The organism is Methanococcoides sp. NM1, from assembly GCF_900774285.1.
GTDB lineage: Archaea > Halobacteriota > Methanosarcinia > Methanosarcinales > Methanosarcinaceae > Methanococcoides > Methanococcoides vulcani.
In genome coordinates this window covers 181,863-200,211 of the sequence record NZ_CAAGTW010000002.1, presented here as the reverse complement: position 1 = coordinate 200,211, position 18,349 = coordinate 181,863, and the positions used below count along the sequence as shown (strand labels likewise).

Sequence of the window (18,349 nt, the reverse complement as noted above, 5' to 3'; positions counted from 1 at the left end):
TTTTCTATCTAATATGAAAACTTACTCATGGGCGCTGGAATTCTGTGATCTCCTGTCAGATGCTGCCGCAAATGCAATTTCCGATCTGGTCGATACCTCTGAGGCCTTCGAAACGGTCTATGTGGGTGCCGATGGTACCGATACCAAACTAATTGATGATGTTTCAGAAAAAGCCATACTTAAGACCCTGAGAAAAGATGGTCGTTCAATGAGGATCTTAAGTGAGGAATTCGGAGAGATCAAACTGGGTGAAGATCCTGAATTTTCTATAATTCTGGATCCTCTTGATGGCACATACAATGTTGCCAATGGTATTCCTGCCTACAGCATTTCCATCGCTATCGGTGAGCCGGATCTTTCTTCTGTTTATTTCGGATATGTGAGGAACCTTGCAAATGGTGATGTTTTCCATGCCGGGTTGGGAGAGGGAGCATATTTTAATGGTAAAAAGATCACCCCTTCCGGGAATTCTGTCCTGAACAATTTCTGCATAAGTCTCTATGGCTATCGCAGGAATGTGGAAAGAACAGTAGGCCTTTGTAAGAACGTTCGCAGGATCAGGATATTTGGAAGTGTGGCTTTGGAATTATGCTATGTGGCAGCAGGCAGGCTTGATGCATTCGTCGATGTTCGCGGTTCCTTGCGTCTTGTGGACATTGCTGCCGGAAAGTTGATCATCGAAGAAGCCGGAGGCAAGGTCACTGATGGCGAAGGCTCCCCTCTTAAGCTCAGGGGCAGTGTAATAAATCCATTTTATATGGTAGCTTCGAACGGACATGCGCATTCTGAGATATTGAAGCTTATTAGGAGGTAATACTATGACCCTCAAAAAGATCGGGATCGTATCGCGGTGTGACCATGAAGATGCACTTGAGATGGTCAGGGAGATCGTGGAACACTTCAAATCAAAAGTTGACATCGCTATCACTTCGAAAACAGCCGACCCTCTTGATCTGCATGATGTGGAAATCACCCCTGTGGAGGAAATGAGGGAAAAAGGTGTCGAACTTCTTATTTCCGTAGGAGGGGATGGTACCGTACTTCGCAATATTGCCCGTATGGAAGATCCGCTTCCAATATTAGGCATAAACATGGGAACACTGGGATTTCTTGTGGATGTAAATCCTTCAGAGGCCATTGAGACCATTGAAAAAGTGCTAAAGGGCTTCAAGTACAGTGAACGTTCCCGCCTTTCCGTCAAGCTCAACGGGGAAAAAATACCACCTGCAACCAATGAAGTTGTGCTTACAACTGCAAGACCTGCAAAGATACTGACCTTCAGGATCACTATCGATGATCGAAAAGTAGAAGATATACGTGCTGATGGTGTTGTCATCGCCACTCCTACCGGTTCTACTGCATATGCAATGAGTGCGGGCGGACCTATCATCGATCCGAACGTCAATGCAACGCTTATTGTGCCCCTTGCACCTTTCAAGTTATCTTCAAGACCCTGGGTCGTTCCTGCGGATAGTCTTATCAAGGTCAAGATGATCACCCCTGAAAAGGAAGCAGCCCTTGTAGTTGACGGACAGTACACTCATAATATACAGGAGAATGATGTCGTCACACTGACAATGTCTAATTTCCCTGCAAGGTTTGTAGAAATCTCTACAAGCGGGTTTTATGAGAGGGTACAGAGCAAGCTTAGATGATGGAAAATTAGGTTCAAAACCTACATATTTATATATTGCTTCCTCAAACAACGAATGGGAATCAATACTATGTCAAACACTGATGATTATTCCAAAAATGAACTTATGAACTTCATCGATATGAAACCTCTTGACATCGAGATATGTGATGTGACATTGAGGGACGGTGAACAGACTCCAGGCGTAGCTTTCACAAAGGAAGAAAAGATCGACCTTGCAACGGAGCTTGACGCTATAGGCGTCGAGGTTATCGAAGCTGGATTTCCTGTTGTCTCCAGTTCTGAAAAAGAGATCGTCAAAGAGATCAGCAATTTGGGACTTGATTCAAATATTTGCTGTCTTGCACGCTCTGTAATAAGTGATGTTGACGCGGCGATCGATTGTGATGTTGATATTGTTAGTATTTTTATTGCAATGTCAGACCTTCACTTAAAGTTCAAATACCACAAAAGCTGTGCAGATGTGTTTAGCTGTGCAATGAATAGTATCGAGCATGCAAAAGATCATGGCCTTAAGGTCAGGTTCGCAGCAGAGGATGGCACCAGGACCGATGTGGAAATTCTCAAAAAAGCGTTCATAGCAGCAGAAGATTATAAAGTGGATTATGTGAGTATCGCAGATACTATTGGCATTTTAAGCCCTGCAACTACTCATTATCTTGTGTCTGAGATCGATAAAGTGGTCAATACACCTATTTGCATCCACTGCCACGATGACCTTGGAATGGCAACTGCAAACACTCTTGTAGCTGCAGAAGCCGGTGCAAAGCAGCTGCATACCACGGTCAATGGTATTGGAGAAAGGGCAGGCAATGCTTCCCTTGAAGAGTTGCTTGTTGCATTAAGGGTGCAACATGGAATTGAAAGATATGATACTACAAAGCTTACCGGCATCTCAAATAAGGTCCAGGAATATTCCGGATTGCCGATCGCAGTGAATAAGTCCGTAGTTGGCAAACATGCTTTTACTCATGAGTCAGGCATTCATGTAATGGCAATTTTGGAAGAACCACGGACCTATGAACTCTTTAGTCCTGAAATGGTAGGTGGAAAGCGTAATCTTATAGTAGGCAAGCACACTGGTAAAAAGGCGCTTAAAGGAATAGTGCAGAATCTTGGATATAGCTTAGACCATGATGAGCTCTGCGATCTTATTCTTAAAGTAAAGAACTGTACTGAGGTTAAAAAAGGATTATCTCGTGAAAGGCTGGAAACTCTTATTAAAACTGTTCAATCCCATAAGGAATAAATTGGTTTAATGTTTCCAGAATATCGATCAAAGTTTTAATAATTTTAGAAACTGCATGTAAAATCATTTGCATGCAGAATATTTATGGCTGTATAGCCACATGGGACTTTAAATTGATGTGAATCTTTTTTGCTTTATTCTTTCATTCTCTTCCTCATCGTGATAGTTCATCCGGTTGTTCTCAAGTATTACAACATAATCGGACGAGTTGCGTAGAGCTGTTGAGAATCCAGGTTCAACACCAAAGATGATGGTTTCCTTCCCATGTTCGTTGGCCTTGCTTAGAAGTGGTTTGAAATCAGCATCTCTTGTTACCAGTGCAATTGTATCAATTGTAGGGTTATATACAAGCTCCATTCCTTCTACTGCAAGACGTACATCAACATCGCTGGAGCAGATGATAGGCTCAAAACCATTATTCTCGATTGCCTCTACAAGTTTATCCGATGCATACTGGTTCAGGAATACCCTGCCGATCTTGACATTGCCATATTCTTTTAACACATCGCGTATCTCTTCAAGGTTCACATTAAATTCCTTGCGTAGTACATTCGGGCCGTCAACAAGGAGCCCTATACGTCTCCTGTCGGTTTCCTTTTTTGTACTAAGATATTTGACAATGGAATTAAATCCTGTTTTAACGTTCTGCATGCTTCCCTCAATTCTATTATTAATATAATAAATTCCCTAATCGATTATAATGATTATGTTATCTGGGCATTGCAGTATCCAAGAACTTGGATCACACCTGGATTACAAGTGATCGATCTAAATTGCAATATGTCCCTCCATCCCTTCCTTTTAAGAAATGAGCAACTATTATTTAGAATCTCCGCTTGACACTATTAACTGTACCAAATGGAAATTGAGAATATGTATTTGATAACGATATACAAAGGTACTATTTTCTGATCGGATAGGTTCGATCAAAATTAACCCTTTGCCAGCAAATAAAGATTATTCTTTATCCACAAGTTCTGCATCCTCAATTACAACATTTGCAGTGTACTCATCACGTTCGACAAGCTTGAACTTATTGATCTTTATCTTTTTCCCGAACATAGGCGCATCGGTAACAAAGCTCTCGAATTCGCCACCCTCACCTGCAATGTTCAGACCGATTTTCTCGTTAAGCTTCACAAGCTTATCCACATCACTGCCAAATATGGTCTTGCCGACCCAGTTGCTGTTCAGACCATACGCTGCAATGCTGCTGAAGATGAATTCAAATCCCTTTTCCAGCAGCTCCCTCATCTCCTGTTCCTGATCGATATGCCAGAGCGGAGAGAACGACTCAAGTCCCAGTTCCGTGCAGACCTTCTCGATCCGGTCCTTCTGGTAATTGGAATATAATGCACCGGTCACAATTCCCTCAATGCCGAATTCTTCCTGCGCCTCTATGATAGCGTTCTTGAGATCTTCAAGCTCAAGTTCCTTCTCACCCTGCGTGAAGGTCTCCAGTAAAGGTAGTTCCATAGCCTCTGCCTGCAGTCTTGCCAAGTCGATATTGGGAGTGTGGAACATGTAAGAATCAGGGTTCCTGCTCTTTATGGTTATCAGGCATTCGATGGGATATCCCCTCTCCTGCATAATATGCAATGCATAGTTCGAATCTTTTCCTGAACTGAAAAGAACACCTAGTTTCACTCTATCAGTCTCCTTCAAAAACTATTGATATATTCGGTCTTGTTACTAAAACCAGCTCTCTTTGCCAGTTTTTTCAATGCCTGGTCGAAACGGCTCCCATATTGAGCAGCTTTTTTACTGCGCTTTGTAATCGCTTCTGACAACCCGAGTTCCTCGCCTGCCCTGCGCAAAACCACTTTGTTCATGTCATCAGACATCTTGAACTTTTCCGGGATAGCCAGTGAATACTCCACAAACTTCTCATCAAGATATGGAAGACGCAGCACAGTTCCTGTAAACGCTGCAACAGTGTCATCTCTGTATGTGTTCACCTCATGCATCTCAAGGATATCCCTCAAACAATCCTGGTTTATGTTCCCGGACTGCTTGTAACGGTTGTATCCTGCGAAAAGCTCATCTGCACCGGCACCTGCAAAAAGGACATTGATGCCATCCTTCTTTGCTGCAACGCTTGCAGCATACATGGTCATGGCAACACCGGTTTTGGGGACACTGGCATCCTCTATAAGAGGTACGACGACCTTAAGGTGCTCTTCAACCGTCTCAAGGTCGATCTCATGGACCTTCAGTTCAAATCCAAGTTCTTCGGCTATCCTTTTAGCACATATTATATCCGGCGAAGAAGTAACACCTGAAAGACCAACCGTATAGCAGATAACAGAAACACCCTTTGCTTCGGCTGCGTCCTTACAGATGGATGCAAGGATAGTAGAATCGATACCTCCGGAGAACATGACACCGAAGTTCTCATCGGGAACACGTATTGAAACTGCATCTTTCAGCAATTTCAGCAATTCGTCGCGAACATCATCCTCTGACCCCTCAACCTCAGTAAGTTCGGAAAGGAACTCACGATCGTGCAGCGTAATTGTGTTGTCCTCGAGGTCATAGCATAATATTTGCCGGGGAGAAAGTTCTTTTACTTCCCTGTAACCTGCTTTTTCAAGGAACTTCTTCTCTGAAGCAAAAGCAAAACCTCCGGAGAGATCATACCAGAGAGGTCTGACACCTATGAGATCCCTGGCAATATACACTTTGTCATCCACCTTACAGCCAAATGCATAAACACCTCGCAGCTGACGAAGTGATGTGTCAAGAAAGGAGAGAGTTTCCGATTCATTTAACTTATCGGCAGCTACTTTATTAAACAAAATTTCAAGGAACAGAACAAGAAGATCAGCATCGTTCCTGATAGCACCTGCAACATCATTTCCGTAACTTTCAGACAGATGTTTCCAGTTATAAAGATCAGCATCACAAACAGTTATGATATCCTTTGTAGATGATGAAAGATCCATCATTGAGGGAGTTATTGCAGGAATTAGTGAAGGAACCATTACAGGATCAAAGAAAGTTATCAGGGAACCATCAGAAAACATGTCCGGGACCTCCAATCCGGATGAGAAACTAAGAACTTCATCCTTTGTGTAGATAAGAGCATCATAGTTTCCGCGCTTTTTCATCTCCCTGAAAATAGCACCGGAATCGATTCCCGTATTATCTGTGTTAAAATAACCTGCGATCCTGCCCATTATTTGGAAGAACCTGTCAACCATATATCTATGTATCGGATACATTAGCAGACATAAAAAAGCAAAAGACAAGGAGATAAAACGGGAAATTCAAATGAATATACAAAAATATATAGCCCATGCAACTCTTTTTAAACCAGTAATTTAAGGATCATAGGCTCGTTCCGGTCTTACTACCATCAAAAAAGGAATGTGATGAGGACTAAGGAGAGATATTTCTGAAAAAACTATTCGAAAAACTTGGCGTGGGTTCCGAAGATGCGGTCCTGATGATGGACCGCTATTTTGAAGAGAAGGAGAGGGGGCACACCCCTGAGGAAGCCATGCGTGAGGCAAGTAAGAAGATAGGAAAGGCGATCATCACCTCATGCCTCACAACACTCTTTGGATTCTCAACATTGATAGCATCCCCATTATCGATGAACAGCAATTTTGGTGTGGTCACTTGATCGATGTTGCACTGGCACTCATTACTACATTCATTGTATTCCCACCAGCACTCGTCTACCTTGACAGCTGGAGGGACAAAAGACTGGGAATTGCAATGCCCGAAACCAATGAAGTATATTGACCACTGAATATATATTCTAAGCCTGCCCTATTAATTTGAAAGATGCCTGTGCGTCCAAAGCATCCAAATTGATTTTTGGCATGCCTAAAAACAGATAGATTTTTATCTTTTTATTCATAAATAAGAATGGAGTCGTCTTTGATGGAAGAGAAAGAAAGAACAATAGAACAACTGTTCAATCTTGGCTTCCACGCAGAATATCCGGAAGAAAAAGTAGAATATTATTCTGCAATACTCGAATCCGATTCCAGAGATCCTCTTTTGTGGAAGGAGGAAGCTGTAGCACTGGTCTGGACAAACACCGGGATCGCTTACTGTGACCTCAGTGAATATCAGAAAGCCGTTTACTGTTTTGAAAAAGCATTAGAACTTGATTCCCTTAATCCCGATATATGGTACAACAAAGGAATTGCACACTCATATCTCGGTAACCATAGAGAGTCGGTCAAATCCTATACGAAAGCCCTCGAGGTCGATCCTAAATATGATAATGCATGGATAAATAAAGGAATGCTCCATGACATACTGGGAGAGTATGAGGAAGCCATCAAATGTTATGAGCATGTCCATGTCACAATGGAGATCGATCCAAAATATGCTCTTGCATGGAATAAGAAAGGTATTGCATATTACCATCTTCGCAAATATGCGGAAGCTATTACCTGCTTTGCAAAAGTTCTCAACATGGATCCGGACTATGAAGATGCAAAGAACAATATGGCAAATGCAATGAAAAAGCTAAAAGGCGCTGGTGAGCAATAAACGATAAATAACTTCAAACAGTAATTTCATTAATAACATTGCCCTATAAAAAGAACTTGATCGCAAGAGGGATCAATTATTTTCAATGAACTAAAAGACACGATCAGAATCTCGGTTTTGCCGCTTGCAAAGAACATTCCTATCTCACCAAATATCCTGACCATCATAGGACTTCTTATCAGTGGCATTGCAGCCCTTGAGTTTGCCATAGGTGAGCTCACCATGGGTGCGATCTTCATTATGCTAAGCGGTATCTTCGATGTCCTTGACGGTGCAGTCGCAAGAGCCTCTGGAAATATCACACCATTTGGAGGTGTGCTGGATTCGGTCTGTGACAGGTATGCGGATGCTGTCATCTTTGCAGGCATCATTTACGGCTCGGTGAACGGGAGCATTTATCAGACCACACTGTTGCAGGCACCGTTGTGGTTATGGTGTATTCTCGCATTGATCGGCTCATACATGGTCAGCTATACGCGTGCCAGAGCAGAAGCCGCAGGATCTACTTCGATGAACGTAGGAGTTGCAGAGAGAGCTGAAAGGCTTATTATACTGGTAGTGGGAGCTATCACAGGATATATTTTAATTGCAGTAGCCGTTATAGCAGTACTTGCACACCTGACCCTTGTACAAAGGATATGGAATGCAAAACAAACATTATAACTTAAAATTGGATGTTAAAGCGATATTTTTAATTGCTTGATAACCATTATATCCCTAATCACATTATAGCAAAAACAGAGGATCAAAATGCAATATCGTGCAGAAGTAACAATCGAGCTTAAGCCGGGAATGCTCGACCCGGAAGGTACCACCATTAAAAGGGCATTGGAGCACCTTGGATATCACACTAACGAACTGAGGACATCAAAGAGATATATCATTGACCTTGAGGAAGAGTCCAGTGAACTGGCAGAAAAGAAGGTTGATGAGATGTGCCAGAAACTTATCGCAAACCCGATCATACACAATTACACCATCGACATGAGGGAAGCTTAAATGACAATAGCCATCATTCAGTTTGGTGGAAGCAATTGTGATCTTGATGTTTTGCACGTACTGAAAGACGTTGTCGGTGTGGATGCAGAACTTGTATGGTACAAGGAGCATGACCTTGACAGGTTCGAAGGTGCAGTGATACCCGGAGGCTTCTCCTATGGTGACTACCTGCGCGCAGGTGCTATCGCATCACGCACACCGATCATGGATTCCGTCAAGAAGATGGCAGATGAGGGTAAGCCGGTAATGGGTATTTGTAACGGTTTCCAGATACTCACTGAATCAGGACTGCTCAATGGTGCCCTTGCAACCAACATGTACCCGAAGTTCAGATGTGAAGGGACCTACCTGAGAGTAGAGACCACGGACTCACCATTTACTTCCGCTTTCAAGGAAGGCGAAGTTATCCGGATACCCATAGCCCATATGGAAGGTAATTTCTATGCTGATGAGCAGACCCTTTCAAATATGGAAGATGAAAAGCTTGTAGCTTTCAGGTATGTGGATAAAGATGGTAATGTAGCCGATGAAGTAAACCCCAATGGCTCACAGGAGAACATTGCAGGCATACTGAGCGGAAAAAGGAATGTAATGGGACTTATGCCCCATCCGGAAAGAGCATCTGAATCTATCCTTGGCTCCGATGATGGTGTCAGGATGTTCCAATCAATGGTGGAGTATATTAACAACAGGTAATATTACCTGAATATACTCACTTTTTTCATTCATTTTAATTTAATTATAGTCTAGGCTAGTTTATCCCATTCCATTAGATTTTACTCTAGCCTCTCTCATTCCATTCGACTTTAGTATAGTCTATTATACTCTGGCCTAGCTATTCTATTAATGTGACATCTATAGAGCTGACAGCATTTGGTCTATTCTTTATTTATCCGATCAGCCTTATTTTTCAACGATATTCTGTGCGGTCTTCCAGGAATGCCTGACGATATCCGGCAGGGAACCGTGCTCATCATACCAATCCTTCAGGAACTGTTTGGTCTTTGGATCAGAGGGATATCCACTTCCAAAATCCACACCGATATCTTTTTTAAGCTCTTCAATAAGTTCATCGCGCCTGACCTTCGCTACAATAGATGCTGCAGATACCACCGGGAAAAGATCATCGGCTCCATGTTTTGAAACGATAGTGGGAGCTACGCCATCAGGGTGATTCTTCAAATAACCTTCAAGAAGACGTTTGCCAAATCGTTCCTCTTTTACATCCGCCGCATCAACATAGATCTCATCACCCGGAAGATTCTCGATCACATTCCCAAAGCCAAGGACCATGATCTCGTTCATGGTCATCAGTTTGCGAAGCTCATCTATCTGGTCAGGGGATACTTCAAAAACAAAATAATCATCTGCATACTTCTTGATCTGGGACGCGAGATGCACTCTCTTTTTTGGTGAAAGTTTCTTGGAATCGGCAACCCCAAGATTCTTAAGAGCATTGCTTTTACTCTTATCAATTCTCACACCACCAATGCACATCGGACCTATTACAGGGCCTTTTCCAGCTTCATCAATTCCCACGATCTTCATTGAAATCTCCCATCATTGTAATTGTCCTGCTTAAACAGAACAACTACTCATACGAACAGGGTGAATATAAGATAACCGACAGTGATCATGACTATTGAGTGTTTCAGTCCTGAAAGCACATTGCCTTCACCCATTGCTCCTGCCATGAGCCCGGAGCTTAATCCCTGAAGAAGAGAAGCATGCAGGAACAAACGGGTGTATGCTTCAAGGTCAAAATTCCCAAGGAATCCGCCGCCCTGTGTTCCTGCTTCAGCCATCTTTTCACCGGCATTTGCCATCTCGGTCAGGAAGGTCGTAGAGATAACATAGATGACTCCAACGAACACGAAGAAAGCAATATAAATAATGACTATGTAGATCATCATGTTCATTGAGCGCTCATGTTTCATGGACTGTTCTGATGCTGCATCACGTGCTGCTACCAGAAGCACTTCACCCACATCACCACTTGATTCATTGGCTCTTGTAATAAGGGTCATCGAACGTGCTATAACATGAGTTCGATGCCTGTTGGCAAACCTGATGAGGGAATCATTGACATTCATTCCCCAGAAGGTGTCCTTCCAGATCTTGTGGATCTCTTTACCAAGGTTTCCTTTACTGGAAGCTTTCATAAGTTTTATGGAATCACGAAGAGTCATTCCGGTCTCATTAGTGCTTGCAAGTTTTTTTAAGAAATCAGGGAACTGTTTCTCAAGGCTTTTCTTCCTATGGGATTTAACCTCATGGAAAATAGCAAGAGGAACTATTACAAGGAAAAGACCAAGTACAATATAATCATCAATAAAAGCAACCACCTGTGATGTTGTCTGAAGATCTCCTTTATTCAACCAGAAGGGGATAAAAATAACCAGAAATGCAAGTGGTAATGTAACAGCAAGGGTATAAAGAGGTTTATTCATCAGTGGTTTGATCGGATTCTGCAAGAAACCCCTCAATGATAATGATCTTTTAGACTTTGCAAGATCCTCATACAATGCTCTCTCCCGGACCTTTTCTTCAGTCTCATCTATCAGTTCACCTGCTTCGTTATATACCGGTTCAAGATATGATGGGATCTGTGGAATACCATGATCAAGCACTATTCTGGTAGGCAGGATATCAGGTTCTCCGCTCTCGCTTGGAGTAATAATGCTGATCATCACAACAAACATCAGTGAGCCGATCGGAAGTACGGCATAGATAATGGCATATACCATGACATCTGATCCTGAACCCATCACAGCCATCATAACACCTAGTATGATGATAAAGAGGGGGCCGGCAACGAATGCAGTAACATAGGATTCTGACAGCAATGCTAGGGTCTCCAAAAATCCTTTCTGGTCTATAACTGCTTTTTGCATATACTGTTCAGACTTATCCTGGAAATAACGTGGAATGCTTCCACCACTGTCAATGCTGGTCAGCAGGTTCTGCATCAGGTCCTGAAACCTTTCTGAAGGAGTTATGTCGCTAATGTTCGAGATTGCGGTTCTCAGGTCGTGTCCGAAATAGTCCATCTCACGCAGGATGGCATCTATCTCTTTCGAAACCTCACCGTAGGTATCCTCTGAACGGGCTAACAGCCTGAATACTTCAATAATGTTCATGCCACCCTTACAAAGGGCATACATGAAAGTTACGGCATAAGGCAGATGCCTGTCGATATTTCCTTTGCGTTCACCTGCCTTGAAACCCGGGTAAAGCATAAACAATCCATAGGTAACACCTCCAAGCATTGCAGCAAAAAGAACGGTTATAAAAAGACCAATGAACAACGATTTAAATTGAAGTATCCAGGAAGTAGATGTGCTGAACTCCAGATTTGTTATAGTATCAGGAAGTCCGACCAAATTCACAACAATATATGAAAGGATAAGACCCAGAATAAGGCCAATTACACAGCAAAGCACGGAATAGAAAATCGTATTTGAGACATACATCTCATATGAAAGAGGCACACGTGCCTGGTAAAGTTGCACCTGGAGATTTGCATATTTTTCTTTCCTTGCCTGTATCCGATCACCAAGCAATGCAAAAGGAATCTTTTTAAAGATAGCGAAGTAATCATAAAACCTGTCAAAAGTGCCATTATCCTTTTTGGGTCCCCCGGATAGCTTTCGTTTGATACCGCTCAGGAATGAATCCTTTTTAGTCCCGAAAGAAAGTGAGGAGGGGCTGCTGACCTCCGTTTCAATTGAAGGTTCGATATCCTGAAGACTCTTTTGTTCTTCGACAGGATCAGCAATATCAGGAACTATTTCCTGTATTTCGCTTTCATGAACTTTTTCCTGAAATCCGTCTTCTGTCACCTTATCACTCCAAAGAACGTTATAGCAGATCAAGTTCCTTCAAGACTTTTTCCGGTGTGGATTGATAGGCATTAATAATACCAGAGATCTGCTTAAAGTCCTCAATATTATTATTGACCATATATTCCAATATACGCTGCCTGTTTGCCAATTCCCTGTTGACATCCATTGTACCCCAGCCCCTCCTCATGCGGATATCCATCAAAGCTTTTGAATCGCCTGCTCTATTGAAGACATCGGTTGAAGAATCCCACACGAACACATCATTGGTCCTGATGTTTCGTGTATTTGGATCGATGTCAATGATCTCCACCACTTTCAGATTCCTTCTGACACGCTTGCCCATGGAATAGGTCTGGGCCTGAATGCACATAATGTCCAGTGCCTGTATCATGTTACGCGGTACACTGATAGGTGGGTTCTCAAGCCTGTGGATAGCGGATGGAACAGAATCTGCATGCATTGTCGAGAAAGTTGTATGACCTGTGGACATTGCCTGGAATAGTGTCAGAGCCTCTTTACCACGAACTTCTCCGACAAGGAGATATTCTGGACGCTGACGTAATGCAGCCTTTAGAAGATCATACATATCTACAGAACCGCGATCGTCTGCTGTGAAGGAATCTCTAGTTACACCTGGGATCCAATTAGGATGAGGCAATTTCAATTCCCTTGTATCTTCAAGACTGATGATCTTAGCCTTTTCAGGAATAAACAGGGATACGGCATTCAGGGAAGAAGTCTTACCGGATGCAGTACCACCGGCATAGATCAGGCTCTTGTTGTTCTCAATGCATAGCCAAAGATATGCCATACATTCCGAAGAGAATGTTCCCCACTTCAGAAGATCTATCGGAGTGATAGGATCCTCACTGAACTTCCTGATCGTAAATGTACTACCATGGGTTGTAACACTGACACCCAGTGTCATCTGTACCCTTGAACCATCTGGCATAGTGGCATCGACCATAGGATCTGCTACTGAGATGTGCTTGCCGCTCTTCTGTGCAAGCTGGATAATGAAAGAATTAAGTTCATTTTCCTCAAAACTGATGTTAGTAGCAATGTTCTGGTAAACACGATGATAAAGGAAGATCGGCTTACTGTGACCATTACCGGAAATATCCTCTATTGAACTATCATTCATCAGGGGATCGATCTTACCGAATCTGATGAAATCACGCATAATGTAATAAAATACCTTCTCGAGCATTGCAGGAGTTATTTCGATAGCATAGTCTTTGATGATGTCACGGATCTCTTTTTCAAGCACTTCTTCCTTATCCTCATTTTCATCAATATCTTCTACCAGAAGCTCATTATGAAGACGATCCTGTATCTCTGTCAGGAAGACCTGCTCAAAGTCAGAGAGTGAAGGCTCGACCACATAATAAATGTGATCATTTCGATCCTCATTGTAAAGAATGACAATAAAAACATACGGTTCCGAGGTCCAGTAACGATCAATTTCTTCATAGTCCTCAACCCCTGTGAATTCAGAAAGGACCCCATGGACTTCCGGGTCATAAGGTTCGACCTCCTCATTCTCCCCTCTGAAGAGATTCTTTATTTTGTCGATAATGCCTATCTTTTCAGCTGGAATTCCTTCATCATCCTTAGAAACCTGTTCTTCCTGAAGGACATCTTCGGAAACACTATCTTCAACAACGTTCTCTTCGACAACATCCTCGAAGCCCTTGTTGGCTTCCTCCGAGTCAGCGATCTCTTTTCTAGTTCCCAGTTCATCGACAATATGGATATCACTGATATCTTTGTTATCAGTATTACCCTCATCTGTAAGCTCAATATGCGTCTTTGGGAACGTTTCTGTGATGGTACGCTCTTCGTGTAAAGATAAGTCGGGTCCTTCCGGATCGATGGAAACCGGTTCAAAACCATTGGAATAACCACCTATTGGTTCCCAATCCTGTATAGAGGAACCGGATTCGAGTTCCGGACGGGAAAAATTCTCAGATCTTGGTAGAAGGATATTAAGATCCTCATCAGCATCATTATCAAAACTGTTCCTTTCAGGAGGATAACCAAAACTTTTACTAGATCTGCTCCTTGGTGTTAGAATAACTGCTTCAAGGTCTTCTTCATCAATTTCATTACTGTTGTGAAATTCGGATAGGCCATCGCTAAGTTCCTCTCCTTCATTAGCCGCATCAGGGTCGTTTCCAACGACAGACTTCTGATCAGCATCTTCAATGCCATCCACCCTGTCGTTATTCAGATTTTCTTCTGCTTCTTTTGCCATTGTTACACCGCAAGGGGTCTGTGCATATGATAGCCACAGATGGTGTGATCTATTATTATGATGATAATAATCATTATACATTATTAAAGTTATTGCATTTAAATGAGTACATTACAAAGAAAATTGATGAAAAATATTAAATCAAAAGCTATACATGTTCGTTCTATTATCGGTTCAAATTGCTAATGGTCATATAATATGACCACGGAGATATCCCACATGCCAATAATTACCTTACAATATGAGGATCTGGAATCACTCACACGTTCAGACAAGGATACGATCATTGACCGTGTACCAATGATAGGTGCAGACATCGAACGTATCGAAAAAGAGTCCATAGATATTGAGTTCTTCCCTGACCGCCCTGATCTTTACAGTGTGGAAGGAGTAGCAAGGGCCATGCGCGGATTTATGAACATCGAAACCGGGCTTTGTCATTATGATGTGACACCATCGGATATTACGATAGAACTTGATGACCATATCGGGAACGTACGCCCGGTACTAGGCTGCGCAGTTGTAAGGGGAATAAACTTCACATCCAGCTCTATCAAATCCCTGATGGACCTTCAGGAATCCCTCCACTGGGGGCTTGGAAGGAACAGGAAGAAAGTTTCCATCGGTGTCCATGACATGGCAAATATCACTCCGCCATTCAAATATCAGGCAGTTGACCCGGATTACAAATTCGTACCTCTTGACTTTACAGAACCAATGACAATGGATGAGATCCTTGAGGAACATCCAAAAGGCGTACGCTTTGCCGACATCCTTGAAGGAATGGAAAAATACCCTTTGATAACTGATTCAAAGGAAAATGTCCTTTCATTCCCGCCAATTATCAATGGAACACTTACAAGAGTGGAAGAAAGCACGACAGACCTGTTCATTGATGTGACCGGACTTGGAGATGCGGTCTACACTGCGCTTAACATCGTAGTGACATCACTTGCAGAGAGAGGTGGCAAGGTCAAATCAGTGAAGATCATCTATCCTGATGGAACTGAAAAGGTCACCCCTGATATGACAGCCCGCGACCTCAAACTTCCAAGATCAGAGATCGATTCACTAATAGGTGTGGAACTTTCCAACGAGGAGATCATCAACGAGCTGGAAAGAATGGGATTCGGTGCCAGCCTTTCAGATGACGGAGAGAACTTCGACATAATGGTCCCGTCCTACAGGGCAGACATATTGCACAATTTCGACGTTATTGAGGATATTGCGATCGGATATGGCTTTGACAAGATCCAGAGCAAATTCCCAAAGAATGCCACCATTGGAAGCGCACATCCTATATCCCTGACAAGGGGAGCAATGCGAGAGATAATGGTAAGCCTTGGATATTCCGAGGTCATGCCTTTTACGCTCACCAGCCAGAAAGTGCATTTTGAATGGATGTGCCGTGAAGAGACAGAGGATGTTACTGTCTTACTTCACCCAATAAGCGAGGACCAGACAATGGTCCGTACCACTATATTGCCAAACCTCATGGAAATATTCTCCTTAAACCAGCACCACGAGCTCCCACAACGTATCTTTGAAGTCGGAGAAGTTGTTGTGAATGCAAAGAACAGGCTCCATCTTTCAGCTGCTTCAATTCATGCACAGGCAAACTTCACTGAGATCAGGGAAGTCCTGGACGCCATGATGAGAGAAAGGGATATTCCATACGAGGTAACCGAATCAACTGATTCTGCATTTATCGAAGGCAGGCGTGCTGATATCATTGTAGGTGGCAAAAAGGTCGGAGCAATGGGAGAACTCTACCCAGGAGTTATCGTCAACTTTGGTCTCGGGCAACCAGTCGTTGGTTTTGAGATCGACCTGACAGAATCAATCGAAAGTTTCCATAAGGAATGATATTAAATATTCATTCAATTTTCCCGGGAATATCCGGGAAATTCTTTTTTAAAATATCTTATTGACCTTTTCAAGCATAAGAGTGGACACTAGTCCAAATACATAGCCCGTATAATGCCCCAGAATGTTCACAATATATACCCCATCTATGATATTTTCAGGGATCAACAATGGAAGACCTACTAAGAAATAGACAAGAAAAGCATAGATAATAAAGACATAGAATATGATAGGTATCGGTGATTTTTTGATCATACCTGCTCCGCAAACTGAGTGAAGCTTCAGAGAAACACAATCAAAGAAAGGTCTATTAATGTAGGCAGTTACCAGTAAAAGCATAGAAACTGCCAGATACATGAAAATAGAAGCCTTCAAATTAAAAAGCACCAGGAACAGGTTCAAAAATATTAAAAAATAAACGAACTCGTGCCCTATTTTAGGACAATAATACTTTTTGCAATATCTATAAAAAGCAAACATCAGGTAAGCTACCAGTGCACTTACGATTCCTGAATATCCCTGAACAGGAAATGGAAGGCCTATAAAATATACCATTGAAAATGAAACAATAAATGGAAGGACAAAAGAAAATAACAAGAATGATATAATGAAAAATTTTCTATCAGTTTCAAAATTAATGATCAGAAACATGATAACCACATAAAAGACCAGGTTCTCCATCAAGTGAGAATATGAGGAATGGATATAGTTGGACAAAAAAAGTGTTTCGATCTTTGGTTCCAATGGAAAGAGAATGAAATGATCGAACTTCATATAATCCGGAAGGAAAAAAAACATCATCAAAAGAGATGGTATAAAAAGAAATAAAAGAAAAATGTCCAGATCCTTCCAGTTTACATTCAAAAAATGGAATTTACTGATCTCTTCTTTTAGTCCAATACTCATAAATGATAATGGGTCTCAAAACATTATAAGTTTTTGATAAGAACCTACATCTTGAGTAGTGCTAAAAAATAAAGTTGATAAAATACGGGCCCGCCGCGATTCGAACGCGGGTCAATGGGTCTCTTCGCGGAATAATCCACTTCGAAGCCCATGAGGATGTCCTGGCTACCCTACGGGCCCTTACAGTTTAGAATTGCGTTGTATCATTGTGATGTTTTGTATTAAACCTTTCTATCATGAAAATGAGATCATTGAGTATAATTTTGTGATCTTATTTCCCTATAAGAGACCACTGTACCATCACGGATATTAACAGTAGCACTAAACCCAGCATTTTGCTAAAATACTGTTCAAAGAAGATGCGAAGCTTATCGTATCTCAGATACATCAGACGTGAGCCGATCTGACCACCTACTAATGCTGTTAATGCCATAGCAACAAGCAGTTGAGGATCTATTTGTAAACTACCGATATGGGAGAGAAAACCGGAAAGGGATGAGAAGAAAACAACTAATGCGGATGTTGCAGGTGCACTCTTTATTCCAAATCCCAGAAGCAGCAAGACAGGAACCAGGAATGTACCGCCACCAATGCCCAGCATTCCTGCAACTGTTCCGATGAACAAGCCCAAAATGATACCGATAATGAAGCGTGCTTTCCGGCTGGCCTTCACTTCACTTTCCGTATTTCCGATCCTCTTTGAAAATATAACAATGGTACCTGCCAATGCAACTACCAGACTGAATGTGCTTAATGTTGTAGTATCAGGAACAGATTGTGAGATAAAAGCCCCAAATGGTGCAGCTATTGCAGAGGATACTATAAATGGTGCAGCTGTATGAAAATCCACCATCCTTTTTTTAATATATGTAAGAGATGCTGAAAAAGTGGTCACCACATTTAACAACAATGCAATGGCGATCGCTGTCAAAAGGTCCATTCCAAGCCAGTACAGCAAAGGAACATATATGATCGCACCACCCATTCCCAGGAACGAGAAAAGGATGGAAAGACAGAAAACAATTGCAATATAAAAAAGTGGTTCCATAAATGTATATCCA

18 protein-coding genes and 1 tRNA gene are annotated in these 18,349 nt (G+C 42.1%); 10 read left to right on the top strand and 9 right to left on the bottom strand.

The features are described 5' to 3' along the window. The first annotated feature begins 13 nt into the window (after positions 1 to 13). The 3 genes from E7X56_RS02965 (at position 14) to E7X56_RS02955 (ending at position 2,903) form a co-directional block, all read left to right on the top strand. Positions 14 to 814, top strand: a complete 801-nt coding sequence (locus E7X56_RS02965; RefSeq protein WP_091690751.1) for a bifunctional fructose-bisphosphatase/inositol-phosphate phosphatase — start codon at positions 14 to 16, stop codon at positions 812 to 814. A 4-nt stretch (positions 815 to 818) separates the two neighbouring features. Beyond that, a complete protein-coding gene (locus tag E7X56_RS02960) occupies positions 819 to 1,655 on the top strand; it encodes an NAD(+)/NADH kinase (RefSeq protein ID WP_135604700.1) in 837 nt (278 codons plus the stop codon). Between the two features lie 69 nt (positions 1,656 to 1,724). Beyond that, the gene (locus E7X56_RS02955) at positions 1,725 to 2,903 is read left to right on the top strand and encodes a homocitrate synthase family protein (RefSeq protein ID WP_135604898.1); all 1,179 of its coding nucleotides are present in this window, start codon (positions 1,725 to 1,727) and stop codon (positions 2,901 to 2,903) included. A 108-nt stretch (positions 2,904 to 3,011) separates the two neighbouring features. Here E7X56_RS02955 and E7X56_RS02950 read toward each other — a convergent pair whose 3' ends face one another. The 3 genes from E7X56_RS02950 to E7X56_RS02940 all read right to left on the bottom strand — a co-directional run bounded on the left by E7X56_RS02950 (position 3,012) and on the right by E7X56_RS02940 (position 6,106). Next, a complete protein-coding gene (locus E7X56_RS02950; RefSeq protein ID WP_135604698.1) occupies positions 3,012 to 3,554 on the bottom strand; it encodes a TIGR00288 family NYN domain-containing protein in 543 nt (180 codons plus the stop codon). A 306-nt stretch (positions 3,555 to 3,860) separates the two neighbouring features. Next, entirely contained in the window at positions 3,861 to 4,550 is a 690-nt protein-coding gene (locus tag E7X56_RS02945; protein ID WP_135604696.1) for a diphthine--ammonia ligase, read from the bottom strand. 14 nt (positions 4,551 to 4,564) lie between these two features. Next, complete coding sequence (locus tag E7X56_RS02940; RefSeq protein ID WP_167879428.1) at positions 4,565 to 6,106, bottom strand: asparagine synthetase B; 1,542 nt, start codon at positions 6,104 to 6,106, stop codon at positions 4,565 to 4,567. Positions 6,107 to 6,327: 221 nt separating this feature from the next. Here E7X56_RS02940 and E7X56_RS12275 point away from each other — a divergent pair, with 221 nt between their 5' ends. The 6 genes from E7X56_RS12275 (at position 6,328) to purQ (ending at position 9,110) form a co-directional block, all read left to right on the top strand. Further along, positions 6,328 to 6,531, top strand: coding sequence for an MMPL family transporter (locus tag E7X56_RS12275; protein ID WP_371413339.1), 204 nt, complete (start codon positions 6,328 to 6,330; stop codon positions 6,529 to 6,531). Next, positions 6,528 to 6,653 carry a hypothetical protein gene (locus tag E7X56_RS12270; RefSeq protein ID WP_371413338.1) on the top strand — a complete coding sequence of 42 codons (126 nt, stop codon included), beginning with the start codon at positions 6,528 to 6,530 and terminating at the stop codon, positions 6,651 to 6,653. Before E7X56_RS12275 ends, E7X56_RS12270 begins: the two co-directional genes overlap by 4 nt. A 141-nt stretch (positions 6,654 to 6,794) precedes the next feature. Then, the gene (locus E7X56_RS02930; protein ID WP_167879427.1) at positions 6,795 to 7,415 is read left to right on the top strand and encodes a tetratricopeptide repeat protein; all 621 of its coding nucleotides are present in this window, start codon (positions 6,795 to 6,797) and stop codon (positions 7,413 to 7,415) included. 117 nt (positions 7,416 to 7,532) lie between these two features. Then, positions 7,533 to 8,078 carry a CDP-alcohol phosphatidyltransferase family protein gene (locus E7X56_RS02925; protein ID WP_244603377.1) on the top strand — a complete coding sequence of 182 codons (546 nt, stop codon included), beginning with the start codon at positions 7,533 to 7,535 and terminating at the stop codon, positions 8,076 to 8,078. A gap of 87 nt (positions 8,079 to 8,165) precedes the next feature. After that, entirely contained in the window at positions 8,166 to 8,414 is a 249-nt protein-coding gene (gene purS / locus E7X56_RS02920; protein ID WP_091690769.1) for a phosphoribosylformylglycinamidine synthase subunit PurS, read from the top strand. Then, complete coding sequence (gene purQ / locus E7X56_RS02915; RefSeq protein WP_135604688.1) at positions 8,415 to 9,110, top strand: phosphoribosylformylglycinamidine synthase subunit PurQ; 696 nt, start codon at positions 8,415 to 8,417, stop codon at positions 9,108 to 9,110. Between the two features lie 207 nt (positions 9,111 to 9,317). On the opposite strand, the gene rnhB is transcribed toward purQ, so the two are convergent. The 3 genes from rnhB to E7X56_RS02900 are packed head-to-tail and all read right to left on the bottom strand — an operon-like array spanning position 9,318 to position 14,516. Continuing rightward, positions 9,318 to 9,962, bottom strand: coding sequence for a ribonuclease HII (gene rnhB / locus E7X56_RS02910; protein WP_135604686.1), 645 nt, complete (start codon positions 9,960 to 9,962; stop codon positions 9,318 to 9,320). 47 nt (positions 9,963 to 10,009) lie between these two features. After that, entirely contained in the window at positions 10,010 to 12,256 is a 2,247-nt protein-coding gene (locus E7X56_RS02905) for a type II secretion system F family protein (RefSeq protein ID WP_244603376.1), read from the bottom strand. 19 nt (positions 12,257 to 12,275) lie between these two features. Beyond that, entirely contained in the window at positions 12,276 to 14,516 is a 2,241-nt protein-coding gene (locus E7X56_RS02900) for a type II/IV secretion system ATPase subunit (protein WP_135604684.1), read from the bottom strand. 219 nt (positions 14,517 to 14,735) lie between these two features. Here E7X56_RS02900 and pheT point away from each other — a divergent pair, with 219 nt between their 5' ends. After that, the gene (pheT, locus tag E7X56_RS02895; RefSeq protein ID WP_135604682.1) at positions 14,736 to 16,382 is read left to right on the top strand and encodes a phenylalanine--tRNA ligase subunit beta; all 1,647 of its coding nucleotides are present in this window, start codon (positions 14,736 to 14,738) and stop codon (positions 16,380 to 16,382) included. Positions 16,383 to 16,430: 48 nt separating this feature from the next. Here the strand turns inward: pheT and E7X56_RS02890 are convergent, their stop codons facing one another. The 3 genes from E7X56_RS02890 to E7X56_RS02880 all read right to left on the bottom strand — a co-directional run bounded on the left by E7X56_RS02890 (position 16,431) and on the right by E7X56_RS02880 (position 18,336). Continuing rightward, positions 16,431 to 17,288 carry a hypothetical protein gene (locus tag E7X56_RS02890; protein ID WP_167879426.1) on the bottom strand — a complete coding sequence of 286 codons (858 nt, stop codon included), beginning with the start codon at positions 17,286 to 17,288 and terminating at the stop codon, positions 16,431 to 16,433. Positions 17,289 to 17,373: 85 nt separating this feature from the next. Further along, positions 17,374 to 17,468: transfer RNA gene (locus E7X56_RS02885), tRNA-Arg, on the bottom strand. A 91-nt stretch (positions 17,469 to 17,559) separates the two neighbouring features. Further along, positions 17,560 to 18,336 (bottom strand): sulfite exporter TauE/SafE family protein, encoded by a 777-nt coding sequence (locus tag E7X56_RS02880; protein ID WP_135604678.1) that lies wholly within the window; start codon positions 18,334 to 18,336, stop codon positions 17,560 to 17,562. Positions 18,337 to 18,349 lie beyond the last annotated feature (13 nt).

Coding starts and splice junctions, on each gene's coding strand:
- E7X56_RS02930 (WP_167879427.1), top strand. CDS start 6,795: ATGGAAGAGAAAGAAAGAACAATAGAACAACTGTTCAATCTTGGCTTC.
- purQ (WP_135604688.1), top strand. CDS start 8,415: ATGACAATAGCCATCATTCAGTTTGGTGGAAGCAATTGTGATCTTGAT.
- E7X56_RS02900 (WP_135604684.1), bottom strand. CDS start 14,516: ATGGCAAAAGAAGCAGAAGAAAATCTGAATAACGACAGGGTGGATGGC.
- E7X56_RS02955 (WP_135604898.1), top strand. CDS start 1,725: ATGTCAAACACTGATGATTATTCCAAAAATGAACTTATGAACTTCATC.
- pheT (WP_135604682.1), top strand. CDS start 14,736: ATGCCAATAATTACCTTACAATATGAGGATCTGGAATCACTCACACGT.
- E7X56_RS02880 (WP_135604678.1), bottom strand. CDS start 18,336: ATGGAACCACTTTTTTATATTGCAATTGTTTTCTGTCTTTCCATCCTT.
- E7X56_RS02940 (WP_167879428.1), bottom strand. CDS start 6,106: ATGGTTGACAGGTTCTTCCAAATAATGGGCAGGATCGCAGGTTATTTT.
- E7X56_RS02960 (WP_135604700.1), top strand. CDS start 819: ATGACCCTCAAAAAGATCGGGATCGTATCGCGGTGTGACCATGAAGAT.
- E7X56_RS02890 (WP_167879426.1), bottom strand. CDS start 17,288: ATGAGTATTGGACTAAAAGAAGAGATCAGTAAATTCCATTTTTTGAAT.
- E7X56_RS02965 (WP_091690751.1), top strand. CDS start 14: ATGAAAACTTACTCATGGGCGCTGGAATTCTGTGATCTCCTGTCAGAT.
- purS (WP_091690769.1), top strand. CDS start 8,166: ATGCAATATCGTGCAGAAGTAACAATCGAGCTTAAGCCGGGAATGCTC.
- E7X56_RS02950 (WP_135604698.1), bottom strand. CDS start 3,554: ATGCAGAACGTTAAAACAGGATTTAATTCCATTGTCAAATATCTTAGT.
- rnhB (WP_135604686.1), bottom strand. CDS start 9,962: ATGAAGATCGTGGGAATTGATGAAGCTGGAAAAGGCCCTGTAATAGGT.